The organism is Streptomyces showdoensis (genome assembly GCF_039535475.1).
Classification (GTDB): Bacteria; Actinomycetota; Actinomycetes; order Streptomycetales; family Streptomycetaceae; genus Streptomyces; species Streptomyces showdoensis.
This window is the reverse complement of sequence record NZ_BAAAXG010000027.1, coordinates 376,127-392,019: the sequence shown is the minus strand read 5'-3', so window position 1 is coordinate 392,019 and position 15,893 is coordinate 376,127. Positions and strand designations below refer to the sequence as shown.

Here is a 15,893-nt window from a genome sequence, read left to right as displayed (position 1 = left end):
TCAGCCCTGGGAGGTGGTGTCGAACCATGTGGGTTCGTCGGCCAGCGCCTTCTCGATCCGGAAGTAGGAGAACCGCTTCATCTCGGGGAGCTCGTCGGTCTCGAACCAGCCGACCTCGAGCGACTCCTCGTCGTTGACCCGGGCCTCCCCGCCGACGGCCCGGCAGCGGAAGGAGACGTCCATGAACTGGCACTGGTCGCCGTTGGGGTACACGACCGGCTTGCGCAGGGTCTGGACGAGCACGATCCGCTCGGCCACGCAGTGCACGCCCGTCTCCTCGTACACCTCGCGCACGGCACAGGCGGCGGGCTGCTCGCCGGGCTCGACGATGCCGCCGATGACGGCCCACATCCCGGTGTCGGCGCGGCGGCCGAGCAGCACCCGTCCGCGGTCGTCGAAGACGACCGCGCTCACGCCCGGCAGGAAGAGGAGCTGGTGGCCGGCGGAGGCCCGGATGTCGCGGATGAAGTCGGGGGTGCCCATGGGCCGACCCTAGATCATCTTCAGGCCCCCCGGCGCGGGCCGCCCCGGTCAGGCGTCCGCGCCCGCGGCGGCCTTCCGGGCCCGGCGGGCCCGCACGGACCGGGCGGCCGACCAGCCGAGACCGGCCGCGGCGACGGCGACGAGCAGCGCCTCGGGCAGGGTGCCCATGCGGGTCGCGGGGGTCAGTGAGGAGCGCAGCGGGACCTTCTCGACCAGCACGTCCGGGGTGAACAGCTTCGTCTGCGCCACGATCTCCCCGTCGGGGCGGATGATCGCGCTGACCCCGCTGGTGACCGGTACGACCACGCTGCGGCTGTGCTCGACGGCCCGCACCCGGGACATGGCGAGCTGCTGGTAGGTCATCTCGCTGCGGCCGAAGGTGGCGTTGTTGCTGGGGACGGTGATCAGCTGGGCCCCGTGCGTGACGGTGTCCCGCACCGCCCAGTCGAAGGCCGCCTCGTAGCAGGTGGCGAGGCCGACCTTGGTGCCGGCCAGGTCGAAGACGCCGACCTTGGTGCCGGGGCCGAAGTCGCGGCGGACCCGGTCGACGTTGCTGTTGAAGAGGCGTACGAAGGACCGCATCGGGATGTACTCGCCGAAGGGCTGGACGTGCCGCTTGTCGTACTCCGCGACCGGGCCGCGGCCGGGGTTCCACTGGATGAGGGTGTTGCGGAGCTTGCCCGTCTCCGGGGCGATGACGGCGCCGATCACGGTGGGCGCGCCGATGGCCCGCACCGCCTGGTCGATGACCTCGTAGGCGTCGGGGTTGGCGTACGGGTCGATGTCGGAGGAGTTCTCGGGCCACAGCACCAGGTCGGGCTGCGGTTTGCGGCCCGCCTTCACGTCGGCGGCGAGCTCCTTGGTGCGGTTGGCGTGGTTGTCGAGCACCGCGCGGCGCTGGGAGTTGAAGTCGAGGCCGAGCCTCGGCACGTTGCCCTGCACCGCCGCGACGGTGGCGGTGCCGTCCTCCGCGGAGTCGTCCACGAGGGGCAGCGCGGCGAGCGCCCCGGTGACGGGGACGAGCACGGCGAGGGCGGCGGCGAGGAGCGGGCCCCGGCCCACGGGGGCCGGCTCCGGCTCCGGTCGCGTCCCGGAGCGGCGCCGCTCCAGGACCAGGCGCAGCACCTCGTACAGGCCGAAGCCGCACAGGGCGACGGCGAAGCCGAGCACCGGGGTGCCGCCGACGGCCGCGAGCGGCAGGAAGACGCCGTCCGCCTGGCCGAAGGCGATCTTGCCCCAGGGGAAGCCGCCGAACGGCACGCGGGCGCGGGCCGCCTCGCCGAGGATCCACACGGCGGCGGCGAAGACGGGCCAGGCGGGCAGCCGGGAGACGGCGGCGACGCCCAGGCCGACGGCGGCGACGAACAGCGCCTCGACGGCGGCGAGCGCCAGCCAGGGTCCGGGGCCGACCTCCTCGCCGGTCCACACCAGGAGGGGCAGCAGGAAGCCGAGACCGGCCAGGTAGCCGAGGCCGAACCCGGCGCGCGGCCGACGGCCGCGCAGGGTCCAGCCGAGCAGTCCGAAGGCGGGCAGCGCGAGCCACCACAGCGGCCGGGGCGGGAAGCTCAGGAAGAGCAGCAGCCCGGACAGCACGGCCGCACCGGGCCGCAGGAACCGTCGGAGCACGCGGCCCCGCTCCGGCGCGGCGGAGGGTTCGGGCACGTCGACGGGGGTCATGGTGGCGCTCACGTGCCGGAGTCTAACCCCGGCCCTCGTGCCCCCGGCCTCGGCGTCTTCACACCGGGGTCGGCGGGGACGTCCGGCCCAGCAGCACCCGGATCGCCCGCACCGCGCCCTCCGCGTCGTCCACGGTCACCGTGAACGTCCGCCCGTCGCCGAGCCGCAGCACCAGCCCCTCGCCGCGCCGGACGACGACCGCCGTGCCCTTCTCGGGGCGCCAGCGGTAGCCCCAGCCGCCCCACTGGCGCGGGGTGACGGAGGGGGCGTACTCGGCGCCGACCACGTGGGAGAGCGGGATGCGGCGGCGCGGTACGCCGATGTGGCCGCAGCGCACCTCCATGGCGTCGTCGTCGACGCGGACCGCGACGTGGACGAAGGCGAGGGTGCCGAAGAGGACGAGGAAGCCCGCCGCGACGCAGCCGATCACGGCCATGAGCAGCGGTGCGATGCCGGAGGTCCAGGGGGACTCGACGGCGAGGGTGATGCCGAGCGCCATGCAGGCGGCTCCGGCGACCGCCGGCAGCCACTGGAGGCGGTTCGTGGCCCGGCCGGTCCAGACGGCGGGTGCGGGTCCCTCGGGACCCTGTGGCGAGGATCGCTTCCTCATGGTGACAGCCTACGCACGTTCCGTTGTCCCGGCGCCTCGGCTGCGGCATCCGGGGCGCGCTCAGCGCGCGGCGGCGGCCGTCCCCAGGAAGCGCCCCTGCGGGTAGCCGAGCGCCGCGGCCGGCAGAGCGCCGGTGCGGCCGCTCAGGAGCACGGTCAGGGTGCCCGTCGGGGCCGCTTCCGGGTCGGCCTCGGCCCCGATGCGCCGGAGTGCCTGACTGGCCACTGCCCCCGCGGAGCCGTGCAAAACGACGGGCGGCAGCTCCGTGCGGCGGAGGGCGGCCCGGATCTGCTCGTCGACCAGCTCGTAGTGGGTGCAGCCGAGCACGACGGCCCGGACGTCCCGGGGGGTGAGCGCGGCCGCGGCGGCGACGGCCCGCCGTACGCCCTCCGCGTCGTCGTGCTCGACGGCGTCGGCGAGGCCGGGGCAGGGCACCTCGGTGACGTCGGCGCCGTCGGCGAAGTCGTGGATGAGCCCGCGCTGGTAGGGGCTGCCGGTGGTGGCGGGGGTCGCCCAGATCGCGACCTTGCCGCCGCCGACGGCGGCGGGCTTGATCGCGGGCACGGTGCCGATCACGGGGATGCGGGGTTCCAGCGCCGCGCGGAGCGCGGGCAGGGCGTGGACGGTCGCGGTGTTGCAGCCGACGATCAACGCGTCGGGCTCCAGCGCGGCGGCGGCCCGGGCCACGGCCAGCGCCCGTCCGGTGAGGTCCTCGACCGTGCGCGGGCCCCAGGGCATGCCGTCGGGGTCGCTGGAGATCACCAGGTCCGCGTCGGGCCGCATACGGCGAACCGCGGCCGCTGCCGGGAGCAGGCCGATTCCGGAGTCCATCAGGGCGATCTTCACCCGGTCACCCTAGCCGACCCCCCTTGCATCCCCGGCGATCTGGGGCAGACTGCGGCGAATGAGCCCGCTTGCCTGGATCGCGATCGCTTCCCTGGCCGTCTGGGCCTGGCTCCTCCTGGGCCAGGGATTCTTCTGGCGCACCGACCAGCGCCTGCCCGCGCCGCCGCGCCCGCCCGAGGTGTGGCCGCGGGTGGTGGTGGTCGTACCGGCCCGCGACGAGGCGGAGGTACTGCCGCTGAGCCTGCCCTCGGTGCTCGCCCAGGACTATCCGGGGCCGGCGGAGGTGATCCTGGTGGACGACGGGAGCACCGACGGCACCGGGCGGCTCGCCGAGGAGCTGGCGGCCCGCCAGGCGGGGCTGCCGCTGACCGTCGTCTCGCCGGGCGAGCCCGGGCCGGGCTGGACGGGGAAGCTGTGGGCGCTGCGGCACGGGACGGCGCTGGCCCGGGCGCGCGGTCCGGAGTTCCTGCTCCTGACCGACGCGGACATCGCACACGAGCCGGACAGCCTGCGGCTCCTGGTGGAGGCGGCGACGGGGCACGACCTGGACCTGGTGTCGCAGATGGCCCGGCTGCGGGTGTCGAGCGCCTGGGAGCGCCTCATCGTCCCGGCCTTCGTCTACTTCTTCTGCCAGCTCTATCCGTTCCGCTGGATCAACCGGCGGCGGCCCCTGGCGACGGCGGCGGCGGGCGGGTGCGTGCTGCTGCGGACGGAGACGGCGAAGCGGGCCGGGGTGCCGGAGACGATCCGGCAGGCGGTCATCGACGACGTGTCGCTGGCCCGGGCGGTACGGGGTGTGGGCGGCCGGATCTGGCTGGGGCTGGCGGACCGGGTGGACAGCATCCGCCCGTACCCGCGCCTGGGCGACCTGTGGCGGATGGTCTCGCGCAGCGCGTACGCCCAGCTCCGGCACAGCCCGCTGCTGCTGGCGGGAACGGTGGCGGGCCTGGCCCTGGTCTATCTGGCGCCGCCCGCGGCCCTGGCGGCCGGACTGCTGTCGGGGGACGCCCCGGCGGCGTGGGCGGGCGGGGCGGCCTGGGCGGTGATGACCTTCACGTACCTGCCGATGCTGCGCTACTACCGGCAGTCGCTCGCGCTGGGGCCGCTGCTCCCCTTCACCGCGCTCCTCTATCTGCTGATGACGGTGGACTCGGCGGTGCAGCACCACCGGGGACGGGGTGCGGCGTGGAAGGGGCGGACTTACGACCGGCCGACGAAATCCGCGCCGCAGCGCGCTTTTCCCGACACACGGAGTAATGACTGAACCCCGCCGCAACACCGCCGTCATTTAAGGTGCGCGCGAGACGGCGGCCGATGCCTCCGGAAACCCCTTTGTCGCCGCCGGTTTTCTTTACGTCAACCTGACGCCGGACCCGCGGGTAACCCCTCCCGAGCTTGGGGTTTACAAGATCCATACGCCGCCGGGCGTCCGTTTTTGTCACGTTCGATCGCATTGGGCATCGGCGGTCTCTCCGAACCCGTCAATCAACCGTCTTTCCGGGCTCCCCATAGGGCACATCGTGGGCTTACCTTATGAGCCATGACCTCCCCGCGCTCCACCTACGGAGGCGGTTACTACACCGCGCCGTCGTTCCCCGACACCCCGATCTACGACTCCCTCGTCGCAGAGCGGGGCACGCCTCAGATCGCCCCGATCCGAGTGCCCTCCGCGTACGACACTCCCAGCGGCTTCTCCGGAAGCGGCGGCTACCTGCCGGCGCTGCCCGCGGCCCTGCCCGCCCTCCCCGCGGCCCCCGCCCCGCAGCAGCACGCACCGTCCTACGGCGGCAACGGCGGCGCGTACGGCTACCCCCAGCCCGCGCCGCAGATGGCCCCCGTGCCGCTGCAGCACGCCCCCACCCCGTACATCCCGCAGCAGCCCGTCGCCCCGCGCGGCTACCCGGGCCCCCAGGCGCCGCAGCAGCCGCGCCCGGCGGCCGCCGGGTACGAGGCGATGCGCCCGGCGGCGCCCCGGCCGATGCCGACGCCCGCCACGTACGAGGACCCGTACAACCGCCCGTACCAGGGCCGCGGGTACTGATCGCGGAAGCCGGTCGGGCGACTGGCAGGATGGCGTCATGCCGAATCCTGTCCTGCATTCCGTCCACGTCCACCCGGTCAAGGCACTGCGCGGTTTCTCCCCCGCGCAGGCGGAGGTCGAGCCATGGGGTCTGGCCGGCGACCGCCGCTGGACCGTGGTGGACGCCGCGGGCGACGTCGTGACCCAACGCCAGCACGCGCGGCTGGCGTTGTCGGCGGCCGCGCTGCTCCCCGACGGCGGGGTCACGCTGTCCGCGCCCGGCGCCGAGCCGCTCACCGTCGAGGTGCCGGACCCCCGGTCCACGGCGGCGACGATCACCGTGGAGATCTTCGGCGACAGGGTGGAGGCGGTCCCGGCGGACCCCGCCGCCGACGCCTGGTTCAGCGCCTACCTGGACAGCGAGGTCCGCCTCGTCCACATGGACGACCCGGCCCGCAGACGGCCCGTCGACCCGGACTTCGCGCTGCCCGGCGAGACCGTCAGCTTCGCCGACGGCTACCCGCTGCTCGCCGCCACCACCTCCTCCCTCGACGCCCTCAACTCGCTGATCGCCCAGGGCGACCACGCCGACGAGGGCCCGCTCCCGATGAACCGCTTCCGGCCGAACGTGGTCATCGACGGCACCGCGCCCTGGGCCGAGGACGGCTGGCGCCGCCTCGCGATCGGCGAGGTCACCTTCCGGGTCGCCAAGTCCTGCGGCCGCTGCGTGGTCACCACCACCGACCAGGGGACCGCCGAGCGCGGCAAGGAGCCGCTGCGCACCCTGGCCCGGCACCGCAGGGACGGCAACCGCCTGATCTTCGGCCAGAACCTGGTCCCCGAGCACCGGGGCGTGATCAAGGTCGGCGACCCGGTCGAGATCCTGGACTGACCCCCGGGCCGCACCCCTCCGCGCCCGTCAGACCTCGCCGGCACGTGTCAGGGCCCGGACCGTCCCCGTCCGCCCTCGACCGTCCTCGACGGGCGCGGAACCCTCCCCCGGGGCACACTCGTTGGAAGGACCGACAACGAGGGGGTGCGGATCGTGCGGGCAGCCATCGGACTGTGGCGCTGGCGGCGCAATCCCCTGCGCCGTACCACCGACCTGATCGAGGCCTGGGTCGCCCTCACGGCGGCCTTTCTGCTGTGCCTCGCGGTGCCCGCGGCCGGCGTCGTCGCCGGCCTCTCGGCGAACGCCTCGCTGCAGCGCGCCGTCCGCGCCCAGTACCAGGAACGGGTGCCGACCGTCGCGCGGGTGGTGCGGATCGCCGACCAGGACCCCGCCCAGCGGACCGCCGAGGCCGCCGGCGAGCAGCGGCTCAGGCCCGCCGTGGTGGCCGACTGGACCGCCCCCGACGGCAGCACCCGCACCGGCACCGTGAACACCACCCGGCAGCACGCCCACCCCGGCGACGCCTTCCCGCTCTGGACCGACCGGGCGGGCCGGGCCGTGCCCCCGCCGATGCACCCGGAGACCGCGCGGGCGCACGCCCTCATCGCGGGCCTCACCGTGGCGCTCCTCGCGGGCCTGCTCGTGGAGACCGCCAGACGCCTGGCCGTACACCGGCTGGTACGTCGGCGGTACGCCCGTCTCGACCGCGCCTGGGCCCAGGCCGGTCCCGACTGGGGCCGTACGGGGACGGGCAGCTGACCCGTCAACTCCGCGGCGCCGCGCGCGCTACGGTGGGGCATCGGATCAGCGTCGGCGCACGAGGCGGGGGCAGAACACACCCATGGCACAGGGCACGGTCCAGGTGACGCACACCGGCACGTCGCGGTGGCGGCGCCGCACGGGCGAGTACGCCTCCCTCGCCGCCGCCCTGGAGGCCGCGGGCGACGGCGACGTCCTCACCGTGGCCCCCGGCACCTACCGGGAGAACCTCGTGGTCCAGCGGGCCGTCACCCTGCGGGGCGGCGACGGCGGCTCGGTGCGCATCGCGCCGGCCGACGGGGTGCCGCTGACCGTGCGGGCCTCGGCCACCCTGCGGGACCTGCACATCGAGGGACAGGACGCGGCGGCCCCCGCGCTGCTCGTGGAGGACGGCACGCCGGAACTCCTCGACCTGCGGATCAGCACCCGCTCCGCCGCCGGCCTGGAGGTGCGCGGCGCGGCCCGGCCCACGGTGCGCCGCTGCACCGTGGACAACCCGGCCGGCGTCGGCATCGCCGTGCTGGACGGGGCCGGCGGGGTGTTCGAGGAGTGCGAGATCGTCTCGGCCGGCCAGTCCGGCATCACGGTGCGCGGCGGCGCCCACCCCCGGCTCGAACGCTGCCGGGTGCACCACGCCTCGGGCGCCGGGATCGCCGTCAACGGCGAGGGCAGCGGCCTGGAGGCGCTCGGCTGCGAGGTGTACGAGATCAAGGGCACCGGCCTGCAGATCGCCTCGCGCGCCACCGCCCACCTCAGCGACTCCACGGTGCACCGGACCTCCGCCGACGGCATCACCCTCGACACGGACGCGGTGCTCACCCTCTCGGACTGCGACATCCACGACATCCCCGAGAACGCGGTGGACCTGCGCTCGCGCTCGGTGCTCACGCTGACCCGCTCGACGGTGCGGCGCTTCGGGCGCAACGGCCTGTCGGTGTGGGACCCGGGGACCCGCGTGGACGCCAACCAGTGCGAGATCCACGACAGCACGGGCGACTACCCGGCGGTCTGGGTGAGCGACGGGGCGACCGCCGTGCTCGACTCCTGCCGGGTGCACGACGTGCCCGACGCCCTCTTCGTCCTCGACCGCGGCTCGCGCGCCGACGTGGTCGACAGCGACCTCTCGCAGGTGCGCAACACGGCGGTGTCGGTCAGCGACGGGGCCACCGCGCAGCTCGACGACTGCCGGATCCGCGAGGCCTCCACAGGCGCCTGGTTCCGGGACCACGGCAGCGGCGGCACGCTGGGCGGCTGCACCATCGACGCCGTGCAGACCGGGGTCATCGTCACCAAGGGCGCCGACCCCACCATCGAGCGCTGCACGGTCACCTCCCCCGCCGAGGCCGGGTTCTACGTCTCGGCGGAGGGCCGCGGCTCCTTCCACGGCTGCCGGGTGACGGGCAGCGAGGGCTACGGCTTCCACGTCATGGACGGCTGCCGGACCACGCTGCGCAAGTGCCGTACGGAGCGGTGCGCGCGCGGCGGTTACGAGTTCCCCGAGGAGGGGCCGGTCGTCGAGGACTGCACCAGCGACGAGAGCCAGCTGCGGACCGCCGCCCCGGAGGCCGGCGGCGTCCTGACCGCGGCGCGGACCGGCGGGCTGCTCGGCAGCGTGCCGCCGCCCCGCTCCCCCGCCGCCCCGCCCCCGGTGGAGGCGCCGCCCGCACCGGTCGAGACGCGCGCCGCGCACGAGGTGCTCGGCGAACTGGACGCGCTGGTGGGCCTGGAGAGCGTCAAGCACGAGGTGCGGACCCTCACCAACATGATCGAGGTGGGCCGCCGGCGGCAGGAGGCCGGCCTGAAGGTGGTGTCCGCGCGCCGGCACCTCGTGTTCACCGGCAACCCGGGGACGGGCAAGACCACGGTGGCCCGGCTGTACGGCGAGATCCTCGCCTCGCTCGGCGTGCTCGAACGCGGCCATCTCGTCGAGGTGTCCCGGGTCGACCTCGTCGGCGAGCACATCGGCTCGACCGCCCTGCGCACCCAGGAGGCCTTCGACCGGGCCCGCGGCGGGGTGCTGTTCGTCGACGAGGCGTACGCGCTGTCCCCCGAGGACTCGGGGCGGGACTTCGGCCGCGAGGCCATCGACACGCTGGTGAAGCTGATGGAGGACCACCGGGACGCGGTCGTGGTGATCGTCGCGGGGTACACGGCGGAGATGGAGCGCTTCCTGACCGTCAACCCCGGTGTGGCGTCCCGCTTCTCGCGGACCATCACCTTCAGCGACTACGTGCCCGAGGAGCTGCTGCGGATCGTGGAGCAGCAGGCGGAGGACCACGAGTACCGGCTGGCCGAGGGTGCCGGGGAGGCGCTGGTGAAGTACTTCGCCGAGCTGCCCAAGGGCCCGGCCTTCGGCAACGGGCGCACCGCGCGGCAGACCTTCGAGTCGATGGTGGAGCGGCACGCCGGGCGGGTCGCCGCGCTCGCCGAGGCGAGCACGGACGACCTGACCCTGCTCTACCCGGAGGACCTCCCCGAACTCCCCTGATCCGCCTCGGCGTTGCCCCGCTGGCGGGGCAACGCGGGCGGCAGCCGGTCCAGGAGCGCGGCGCGCGCGGCGGCGAACTCGGGGTCGGCCTGGTAGTCGGAGTGCCCGAGGATCGGTTCGGGCAGCGGGTGCTCGCGGGTGCGCCCGTACGCGACGGGGTCGAGCAGCGCCGGACGGTCGACGGCCGGCCGGTCGCCCTCCGCGGGGACCCGCACCGGGCCTCCGATCGGGTCCGTCGCCCGGTACAGGTTGCTCCAGCAGTGCACGGTGCGGTGCAGTCCGCCCAGCGCCTCGGGGCCGAAGTAGGCGGGGAACCAGCGCCCGTAGAGCCGTTCCAGCGGGGAGCCGTAGGTCAGCAGCGCGACCCGGCCGCGGGTGGCCGGCGGCAGCTGCCAGACGGCCGCTGCCGCGAGGACACTGCCCTGGGAGTGCCCGGAGATGACGAGCCGGCCGCCGGTGCGGCGGGTCCAGGAGCTCATCCGCCAGGTGAGGTCGGGCACCGCCCGTTCGGCGTAGCAGGGCGGGGCGAAGGGGTGGGCGGCGCGCGGCCAGAAGGTGCCGACGTCCCAGAGGATGCCGATGGTGCGCCGTGCGGACGGGTCCTTGTAGGCCCGGCGGCCCCAGGTGACGAACAGCAGGAAGCCGAAGCCGATCATCCAGGAGCCGAGGGCCTGGGCGGCGGTGGCGGCCGAGGCGACGGCGGCGTGGGCGCCGTCGAAGGCGCGGCCGGGCACGTTGCCGCTGGCCCAGGCTCCGGCGACGGAGGCGGCGCCGAGGAGCAGGGTGGCCCCGGAGACGACGCCGACCAGGCCGGGGGCGGAGTCGGTGAGGGCGGCGCGGGCCCGGCCGGCGGCGATCTGTCCGGTGCGGACGGGGTCGGGGTCCGCGGAGGCGTAGTCGGACTCGACGGCCGCGCGCAGGGAGCGGGAGGCGAGTGCGGTGCGGGCGGCCAGGAGGGCGCCGGGGACGAGGAGCAGCAGGAGCAGGACGGGGATGACGGAGGCCTGCCAGCTGAGCAGGACGGGCGGTCCGGTGATGAGTCCCTCGCCGGTGCCGGGGGTGCCGGGACCGTCGAGCCAGTCGGCGACCCGCTGGGCGATCCCGCCGGACATGACCCCGCCGAGGGCGCAGGCGAGCATGGCGACGGCGGGGCCGCCGAGTCCGAACAGGGCGGTGCGCGGGTCGCGGCGCGGGCGGCGCAGGAGCAGGGCGACGACGCCGAGCCCGACGACGAGCGCGCCCTGGGCGAGGGTGAGGGTGCCGAAGGCGGCGTCGCCCGGGAGGGTGCCGGTGGAGGTCCAGCCGGGGCGGGACCAGCCGGTGTGCAGGGCGGTGAGGGCGAGCAGCAGCAGGGCGGAGGCGGGCAGCCAGGACACGAGGGCGCGTTCGATCCGCAGGTCGAGGCGGTTCTCGCTGCGTCCCCGGCGGCAGATCACCACCACGACGACGAGCGCGAGGATCACGAGCGCGCTCTGCACGACCCGGCCGAGCGCCCCGAGGAGGCCGCCGTCGGGGTCGTGCCGGGCGGCCGCCCCGGCGAGGGCGGCGGCGACGGTGAGGAATCCGGCGGCGGTGTGCGCGGCGCGCAGCCGGGCGACGAGCCGGCGGCCGTACCAGAAGCCGGGGCGGCCGAGCGCGGGCCGCAGTTCGGTGGGGGTGGCGGCGTCGGCGGACTCGGTGTCGGAGGCGGGCGGGCGGGCCGGGCCGGGGTCGGTCTCGTAGCCGGCGGGCGGGCGCTGGGCCTCGTACGCGCTCCAGGTGCGGTTGGACAGGTACCAGAGCAGTCCCACGAGCGCGGTGGGGACGACGGCGGCGAGGGCGAGCCGCCGGCCGGGCTGGGACCACCAGCCGCCGCGCTCGGCGGAGAGGAAGCCGAGCCAGGAGCGCTGCCCGGCACAGGCGCCGGACCCAGCGCACTGCCAGGCGGTGAGGTCGAGGGCGACCTCGCAGGCGGAGGCGGTGAGCAGGACGGTGAGGGTCAGCGCGACGAGCCGGACGAGGACGCCGTAGAGGCGGACGAGTCGGGCGCGGCCCTCGGTGGGCGGGCGCATCCAGTGGGCGAGGTTGGCGACCATGAACGGCAGGAGCAGCAGCCACAGGGCGCGCGCTCCGTTGCCGGAGGTGAGGTTGGACCAGCAGTAGGCCTCGGGTACGGGGCGTTCGGCGTAGCGCTCGGGGTGGTCCTCGGCGTCGAGATCGTCCCTGCGGCGGTACATCGCGGCCGTCCGGTCGCCGGTGACCCGTGCGGTGCGCGGGTCGTCCAGCATGTCGGCCGCGGTGGCCCCGCCCACGCCGTGGACGAGCAGTTCGAGCGCCGCACCCCCGCTCTTCGGGTCGGGTGTGGCAGGGGACACTTCGGTGACTCGCTCTCTGAGTGGGAGGATTCGACGGCAGCACCAGGATCGCGGACGGCCGGGCCCTCGGCACGGCCCTCCCGGATTCCGACACCCCTTCTACCCTTTCCCCATCTCTCCCCTATTCCCTACGGAAAGGACCGGCCCCGGCGGTGAGCGACAATCAAAACCTCCTCGCGGAACAGCGGCGCGCCCTGATTCTCGACGAGGTGCGGCGGCGCGGAGGCGTCCGGGTCAACGAGCTGACCCGCCGTCTCAACGTCTCCGACATGACGGTCCGCCGGGACCTGGACGCGCTGGCCCGGCAGGGTGTGGTCGCGAAGGTGCACGGCGGGGCGGTGCCGGTGGTCGAGGCGAGCAGCCACGAGCCGGGGTTCGAGGCGAAGTCGGCGCTGGAGCTCGGCGCGAAGGAGGAGATCGCCCGGGCGGCGGCCGCGATGGTCAGGCCGGGGACGGCGATCGCCCTTTCGGGCGGGACGACCACGTACGCGCTGGCCCGGCACCTGCTGGACGTGCCGGACCTGACGGTGGTGACCAACTCGGTGCGGGTCGCGGACGTCTTCTACGAGGCGCAGCACTCGGGCTCCGGCGGGGAGGCCCGGCCGGGGGCGGCGACGGTGGTGCTGACCGGAGGGGTGCGCACGCCGTCGGACGCGCTGGTGGGGCCGGTGGCCGACCAGGCGATCCGCTCGCTGCACTTCGACGCGCTGTTCCTGGGGGTGCACGGCATCTCGGTGGAGGCCGGCCTGTCGACGCCGAACCTGGCCGAGGCCGAGACCAACCGGCGGCTGGTGCACGCGGCCCGGCGGGTGGTGGTGGTCGCGGACCACACCAAGTGGGGGACGGTGGGGCTGAGTTCCTTCGCGACGCTGGACGAGGTGGACGCCCTGGTGACGGACCGGGGTCTGTCGCCGGAGGTGCGCGAGGAGATGGCGGAGCGGCTGCCGGGGCTCGTGGTGGCGGGCGAGGAGGCGGAGTGAGGGCGCGGAGTGAGGGCGCGGCCGGTCCGGGTGGGGCCCGCCCCGGCCGGTTCCGGGTGGAGCGCACCGTGGCGCTGCCGCCCGAGGAGGTGTGGCGGCGGCTGACGGACTGGCCGGCGCACGGCGCGCAGGTCCCGTTCACGCGGACGACGGTGCTCACGCCGGGGCCGGACGCGGTGGGCACGCGGTTCACGGCGCGGACCGGGGTGGGGCGGTTCGCCTTCGACGACCCGATGGAGGTCGTGGTCTTCGAACCGCCCGCGCCGGGCCGCACGGGGGTGTGCCGGCTGGTGAAGCTGGGGCGGGCGGTGCGGGGCGAGGCCTCGTTCGAGGTGTCGGGCGTCGCGGCGGCCGGGACGGCGGCGGCCGGGACGGCGGCGGCCGGCGGGGCCGCCGGCAGCCGGGTGGTGTGGGTGGAGGAACTGAGCCTGCGCGGGGTGCCGGCCCTCTTCGATCCCGTACTGGCGCTCGCGGGACGGGTGTTGTTCGGGCGGGCGCTGGACGGACTGCTGCGCGACTGACGGGTTGTCAGCTACGGTGAGGGGTCCGGATCCAGGACCCGCCCGACGGGAGGTACGGCCCATGGCACGCCGACTGAGGCCGGTGGAGCTCGACTTCGCCGCGTCCGCTCCGCTGCGCCTGGTGTTCAGCACCGGACTCGCCGCCCCGCCGGCGGCGGTGTACCGGTCGCTGGCGGTGGAACTGGCCAGCACGCCCGCGTGGTTCGGCGCCGTCACGTCCGCCACGCCCACCGACGGCGGGGCGGGACGGACGGTCCGGCTGCGGGGCGGGGTGGAGTTCCGCGAGACGATCCTGGCGACCGATCCGGCCGCCCGCTATGCCTATCGGGTCGACGAGACCAACGTCCCCGGACTGTCCGCCCTCCTGGAGGAGTGGGCGCTCTCCCCCACGGCGGACGGCACCCGGGTCCGCTGGACCATGGCCGTCGACGGGAACGGCCCCTGCCGGCTGGCGATGCGGCTGGCGAGGCCGGGCGTCGGCAAGTCCTTCCGGGACGCGATGCGCAACCTGGAGCGGCGGCTCACTCCGGCCAGACGCCCGTCGCCAGGAAGCGCTCGATAGTGGCCGCGTACGGCGTGATGTCGAGGCCCTGCTCGGCCAGCCACGCGTCCGAGTAGTACTTGTCGAGGTAGCGCTCGCCCGGGTCGCAGATCAGGGTGACGACGCTGCCGGTGCGCTTCTCGGCGACCATCTGGGCGATGATCTTCAGCGCGCTCCACAGGCCGGTGCCGGTGGAACCGCCGGCCTTGCGGCCGATCGCCGTCTCCAGGGCGCGGACGGCGGCGACGCTCGCCGCGTCGGGCACCTTCATCATGCGGTCGATGGCACCCGGCACGAAGCTGGGCTCCATCCGGGGCCGGCCGATGCCCTCGATCCGCGAGCCGCAGTCGGAGCCGGCCTCGGGGTCGTGGCGGGTCCAGCCGTCGAAGAAACAGGAGTTCTCCGGGTCGGCGACGCAGACCCGGGTGTCGTGCTGCATGTAGTGCACGTAGCGGGCGATGGTCGCGGAGGTGCCGCCGGTTCCGGCCGTGGCGACGATCCACGCGGGCTCCGGGTACCGCTCCAGCTTCAGCTGCTGGTAAATCGATTCTGCGATGTTGTTGTTGCCGCGCCAGTCGGTGGCCCGCTCCGCGTACGTGAACTGGTCCATGTAGTGGCCCCCGGTGCGCTCGGCGAGCGCGGCGGCCTCGTCGTACATGGTCCGCGAGTCGTCGACGAAGTGGCACTGCCCGCCGTGGAACTCGATCAGGCGGCACTTCTCGGGGCTGGTGGTGCGCGGCATGACGGCGATGAAGGGGACGCCGATCAGCTTGGCGAAGTAGGCCTCGGAGACGGCGGTCGAGCCGCTGGAGGCCTCGATGACGGGCGCGCCGGGGCGGATCCAGCCGTTGCACAGGCCGTAGAGGAAGAGCGAGCGGGCCAGGCGGTGCTTGAGGCTGCCGGTGGGGTGGGTCGACTCGTCCTTGAGGTAGAGGTCGATGCCCCAGCGCTCCGGGAGCGGGAAGCGCAGCAGGTGGGTGTCGGCCGAGCGGTTCGCGTCCGCGTGGACCTTGCGCACGGCCTCCTTGAGCCAGGACCGGTAGCCGGGGTCACTGCGGTCGACGTCGATGGTGGTCATGGCGCTGCGCGCGATGTCGTCGGTGCTGGTCATGTGCGCCTCTTCTCATGATGTGCAACCTTGCCCCACTGACCGACAATACCGCTCTCACCTGGGCAAACGTTCCCTTTGAGGGTCCATAGGAGTGCCTTGCAGGCCTCCTCCCGAGGGGGTCGGGGCACCCCCTCGGGAAGACGTGCTGGTGCGGGGCGCGGCGGCCCGGCACACTGGGGTGGGAGTGCCTGCGCGAAGGGGGCGGAGCGAGATGACGGAACCCGAGTTCACGGCGACGGGGGTACGGATCGACCGCTGGCCCAGGTCGCTGACCCGCGCGGGCGAGGTCCGCATCGAGGACGGGCGGCTCTCCCTCCTGACCAGCTACGGCAGCGAGATCGACAGCGCGCCGGTGGACAAGGTCCGGGCGGGCCGGCCCTGGTTCGCGAAGCCGGACGAGGCGGTCGCGACGGTGAACGGCACGCGCTACCGGATCTCCGGCATGTCGGCGTCCGGACGGCTCCTCGAAGCCCTCAAGAAGTCCTCCTCGCGACCCTGACCTGCGGCGAGTCGCCGCGAGTTGCGACCCGGTCACCACTGGTCCAGGCTGGAACCACCTCACCGAGGGTTTACCGGCGGTGACGCTGCGAGCCGGCCCACCGTCCTGCTAC

Annotated in this window: 15 protein-coding genes; 9 read left to right on the top strand and 6 right to left on the bottom strand. The window is 74.6% G+C overall.

All coding sequences use genetic code 11. From position 1 onward, the window contains the following. From ABD981_RS34605 to ABD981_RS34590, 4 genes are read right to left on the bottom strand one after another with little or no spacing between them, the layout of a single operon-like run. Complete coding sequence (locus ABD981_RS34605; protein WP_046906746.1) at nt 1-483, bottom strand: NUDIX hydrolase; 483 nt, start codon at nt 481-483, stop codon at nt 1-3. Between the two features lie 48 nt (nt 484-531). Continuing rightward, the gene (gene lnt / locus ABD981_RS34600) at nt 532-2,172 is read right to left on the bottom strand and encodes an apolipoprotein N-acyltransferase (protein ID WP_046906747.1); all 1,641 of its coding nucleotides are present in this window, start codon (nt 2,170-2,172) and stop codon (nt 532-534) included. 46 nt (nt 2,173-2,218) lie between these two features. Continuing rightward, entirely contained in the window at nt 2,219-2,770 is a 552-nt protein-coding gene (locus ABD981_RS34595) for a hypothetical protein (protein WP_046906748.1), read from the bottom strand. Between the two features lie 60 nt (nt 2,771-2,830). Continuing rightward, entirely contained in the window at nt 2,831-3,616 is a 786-nt protein-coding gene (locus tag ABD981_RS34590) for a glutamate racemase (protein WP_046906749.1), read from the bottom strand. A gap of 58 nt (nt 3,617-3,674) precedes the next feature. Between ABD981_RS34590 and ABD981_RS34585 the strand changes: the two genes are divergently transcribed. From ABD981_RS34585 to ABD981_RS34565, 5 genes are all read left to right on the top strand, one after another. Next, complete coding sequence (locus tag ABD981_RS34585) at nt 3,675-4,880, top strand: glycosyltransferase (RefSeq protein ID WP_046906750.1); 1,206 nt, start codon at nt 3,675-3,677, stop codon at nt 4,878-4,880. Between the two features lie 276 nt (nt 4,881-5,156). Further along, nucleotides 5,157-5,657, top strand: a complete 501-nt coding sequence (locus ABD981_RS34580; RefSeq protein ID WP_046906751.1) for a DUF6643 family protein — start codon at nt 5,157-5,159, stop codon at nt 5,655-5,657. A gap of 37 nt (nt 5,658-5,694) precedes the next feature. After that, nucleotides 5,695-6,528, top strand: coding sequence for an MOSC domain-containing protein (locus tag ABD981_RS34575; protein ID WP_046906752.1), 834 nt, complete (start codon nt 5,695-5,697; stop codon nt 6,526-6,528). A 153-nt stretch (nt 6,529-6,681) separates the two neighbouring features. Continuing rightward, complete coding sequence (locus ABD981_RS34570) at nt 6,682-7,287, top strand: Rv1733c family protein (protein WP_046906824.1); 606 nt, start codon at nt 6,682-6,684, stop codon at nt 7,285-7,287. An 82-nt stretch (nt 7,288-7,369) separates the two neighbouring features. Beyond that, nucleotides 7,370-9,775 carry a right-handed parallel beta-helix repeat-containing protein gene (locus ABD981_RS34565; protein ID WP_046906753.1) on the top strand — a complete coding sequence of 802 codons (2,406 nt, stop codon included), beginning with the start codon at nt 7,370-7,372 and terminating at the stop codon, nt 9,773-9,775. On the opposite strand, the gene ABD981_RS34560 is transcribed toward ABD981_RS34565, so the two are convergent. Then, nucleotides 9,745-12,129 carry a hypothetical protein gene (locus tag ABD981_RS34560; protein ID WP_046906754.1) on the bottom strand — a complete coding sequence of 795 codons (2,385 nt, stop codon included), beginning with the start codon at nt 12,127-12,129 and terminating at the stop codon, nt 9,745-9,747. The genes ABD981_RS34565 and ABD981_RS34560 overlap by 31 nt on opposite strands. 152 nt (nt 12,130-12,281) lie before the next feature. On the opposite strand from ABD981_RS34560, the gene ABD981_RS34555 reads away from it, so the two are divergent. From ABD981_RS34555 to ABD981_RS34545, 3 genes are all read left to right on the top strand, one after another. Further along, entirely contained in the window at nt 12,282-13,109 is an 828-nt protein-coding gene (locus ABD981_RS34555) for a DeoR/GlpR family DNA-binding transcription regulator (RefSeq protein WP_046906755.1), read from the top strand. Further along, complete coding sequence (locus ABD981_RS34550) at nt 13,106-13,630, top strand: SRPBCC family protein (RefSeq protein WP_046906756.1); 525 nt, start codon at nt 13,106-13,108, stop codon at nt 13,628-13,630. The genes ABD981_RS34555 and ABD981_RS34550 overlap by 4 nt, the downstream gene beginning before the upstream one ends. A gap of 61 nt (nt 13,631-13,691) precedes the next feature. After that, nucleotides 13,692-14,192 (top strand): SRPBCC family protein, encoded by a 501-nt coding sequence (locus tag ABD981_RS34545; protein WP_123954325.1) that lies wholly within the window; start codon nt 13,692-13,694, stop codon nt 14,190-14,192. Here the strand turns inward: ABD981_RS34545 and cds1 are convergent. Continuing rightward, nucleotides 14,152-15,282 (bottom strand): L-cysteine desulfhydrase Cds1, encoded by a 1,131-nt coding sequence (gene cds1, locus ABD981_RS34540; protein ID WP_046906758.1) that lies wholly within the window; start codon nt 15,280-15,282, stop codon nt 14,152-14,154. The genes ABD981_RS34545 and cds1 overlap by 41 nt on opposite strands. Before the next feature lie 211 nt (nt 15,283-15,493). Between cds1 and ABD981_RS34535 the strand changes: the two genes are divergently transcribed. After that, nucleotides 15,494-15,781, top strand: a complete 288-nt coding sequence (locus ABD981_RS34535; protein WP_046906759.1) for a hypothetical protein — start codon at nt 15,494-15,496, stop codon at nt 15,779-15,781. Nucleotides 15,782-15,893: the final 112 nt, after the last annotated feature.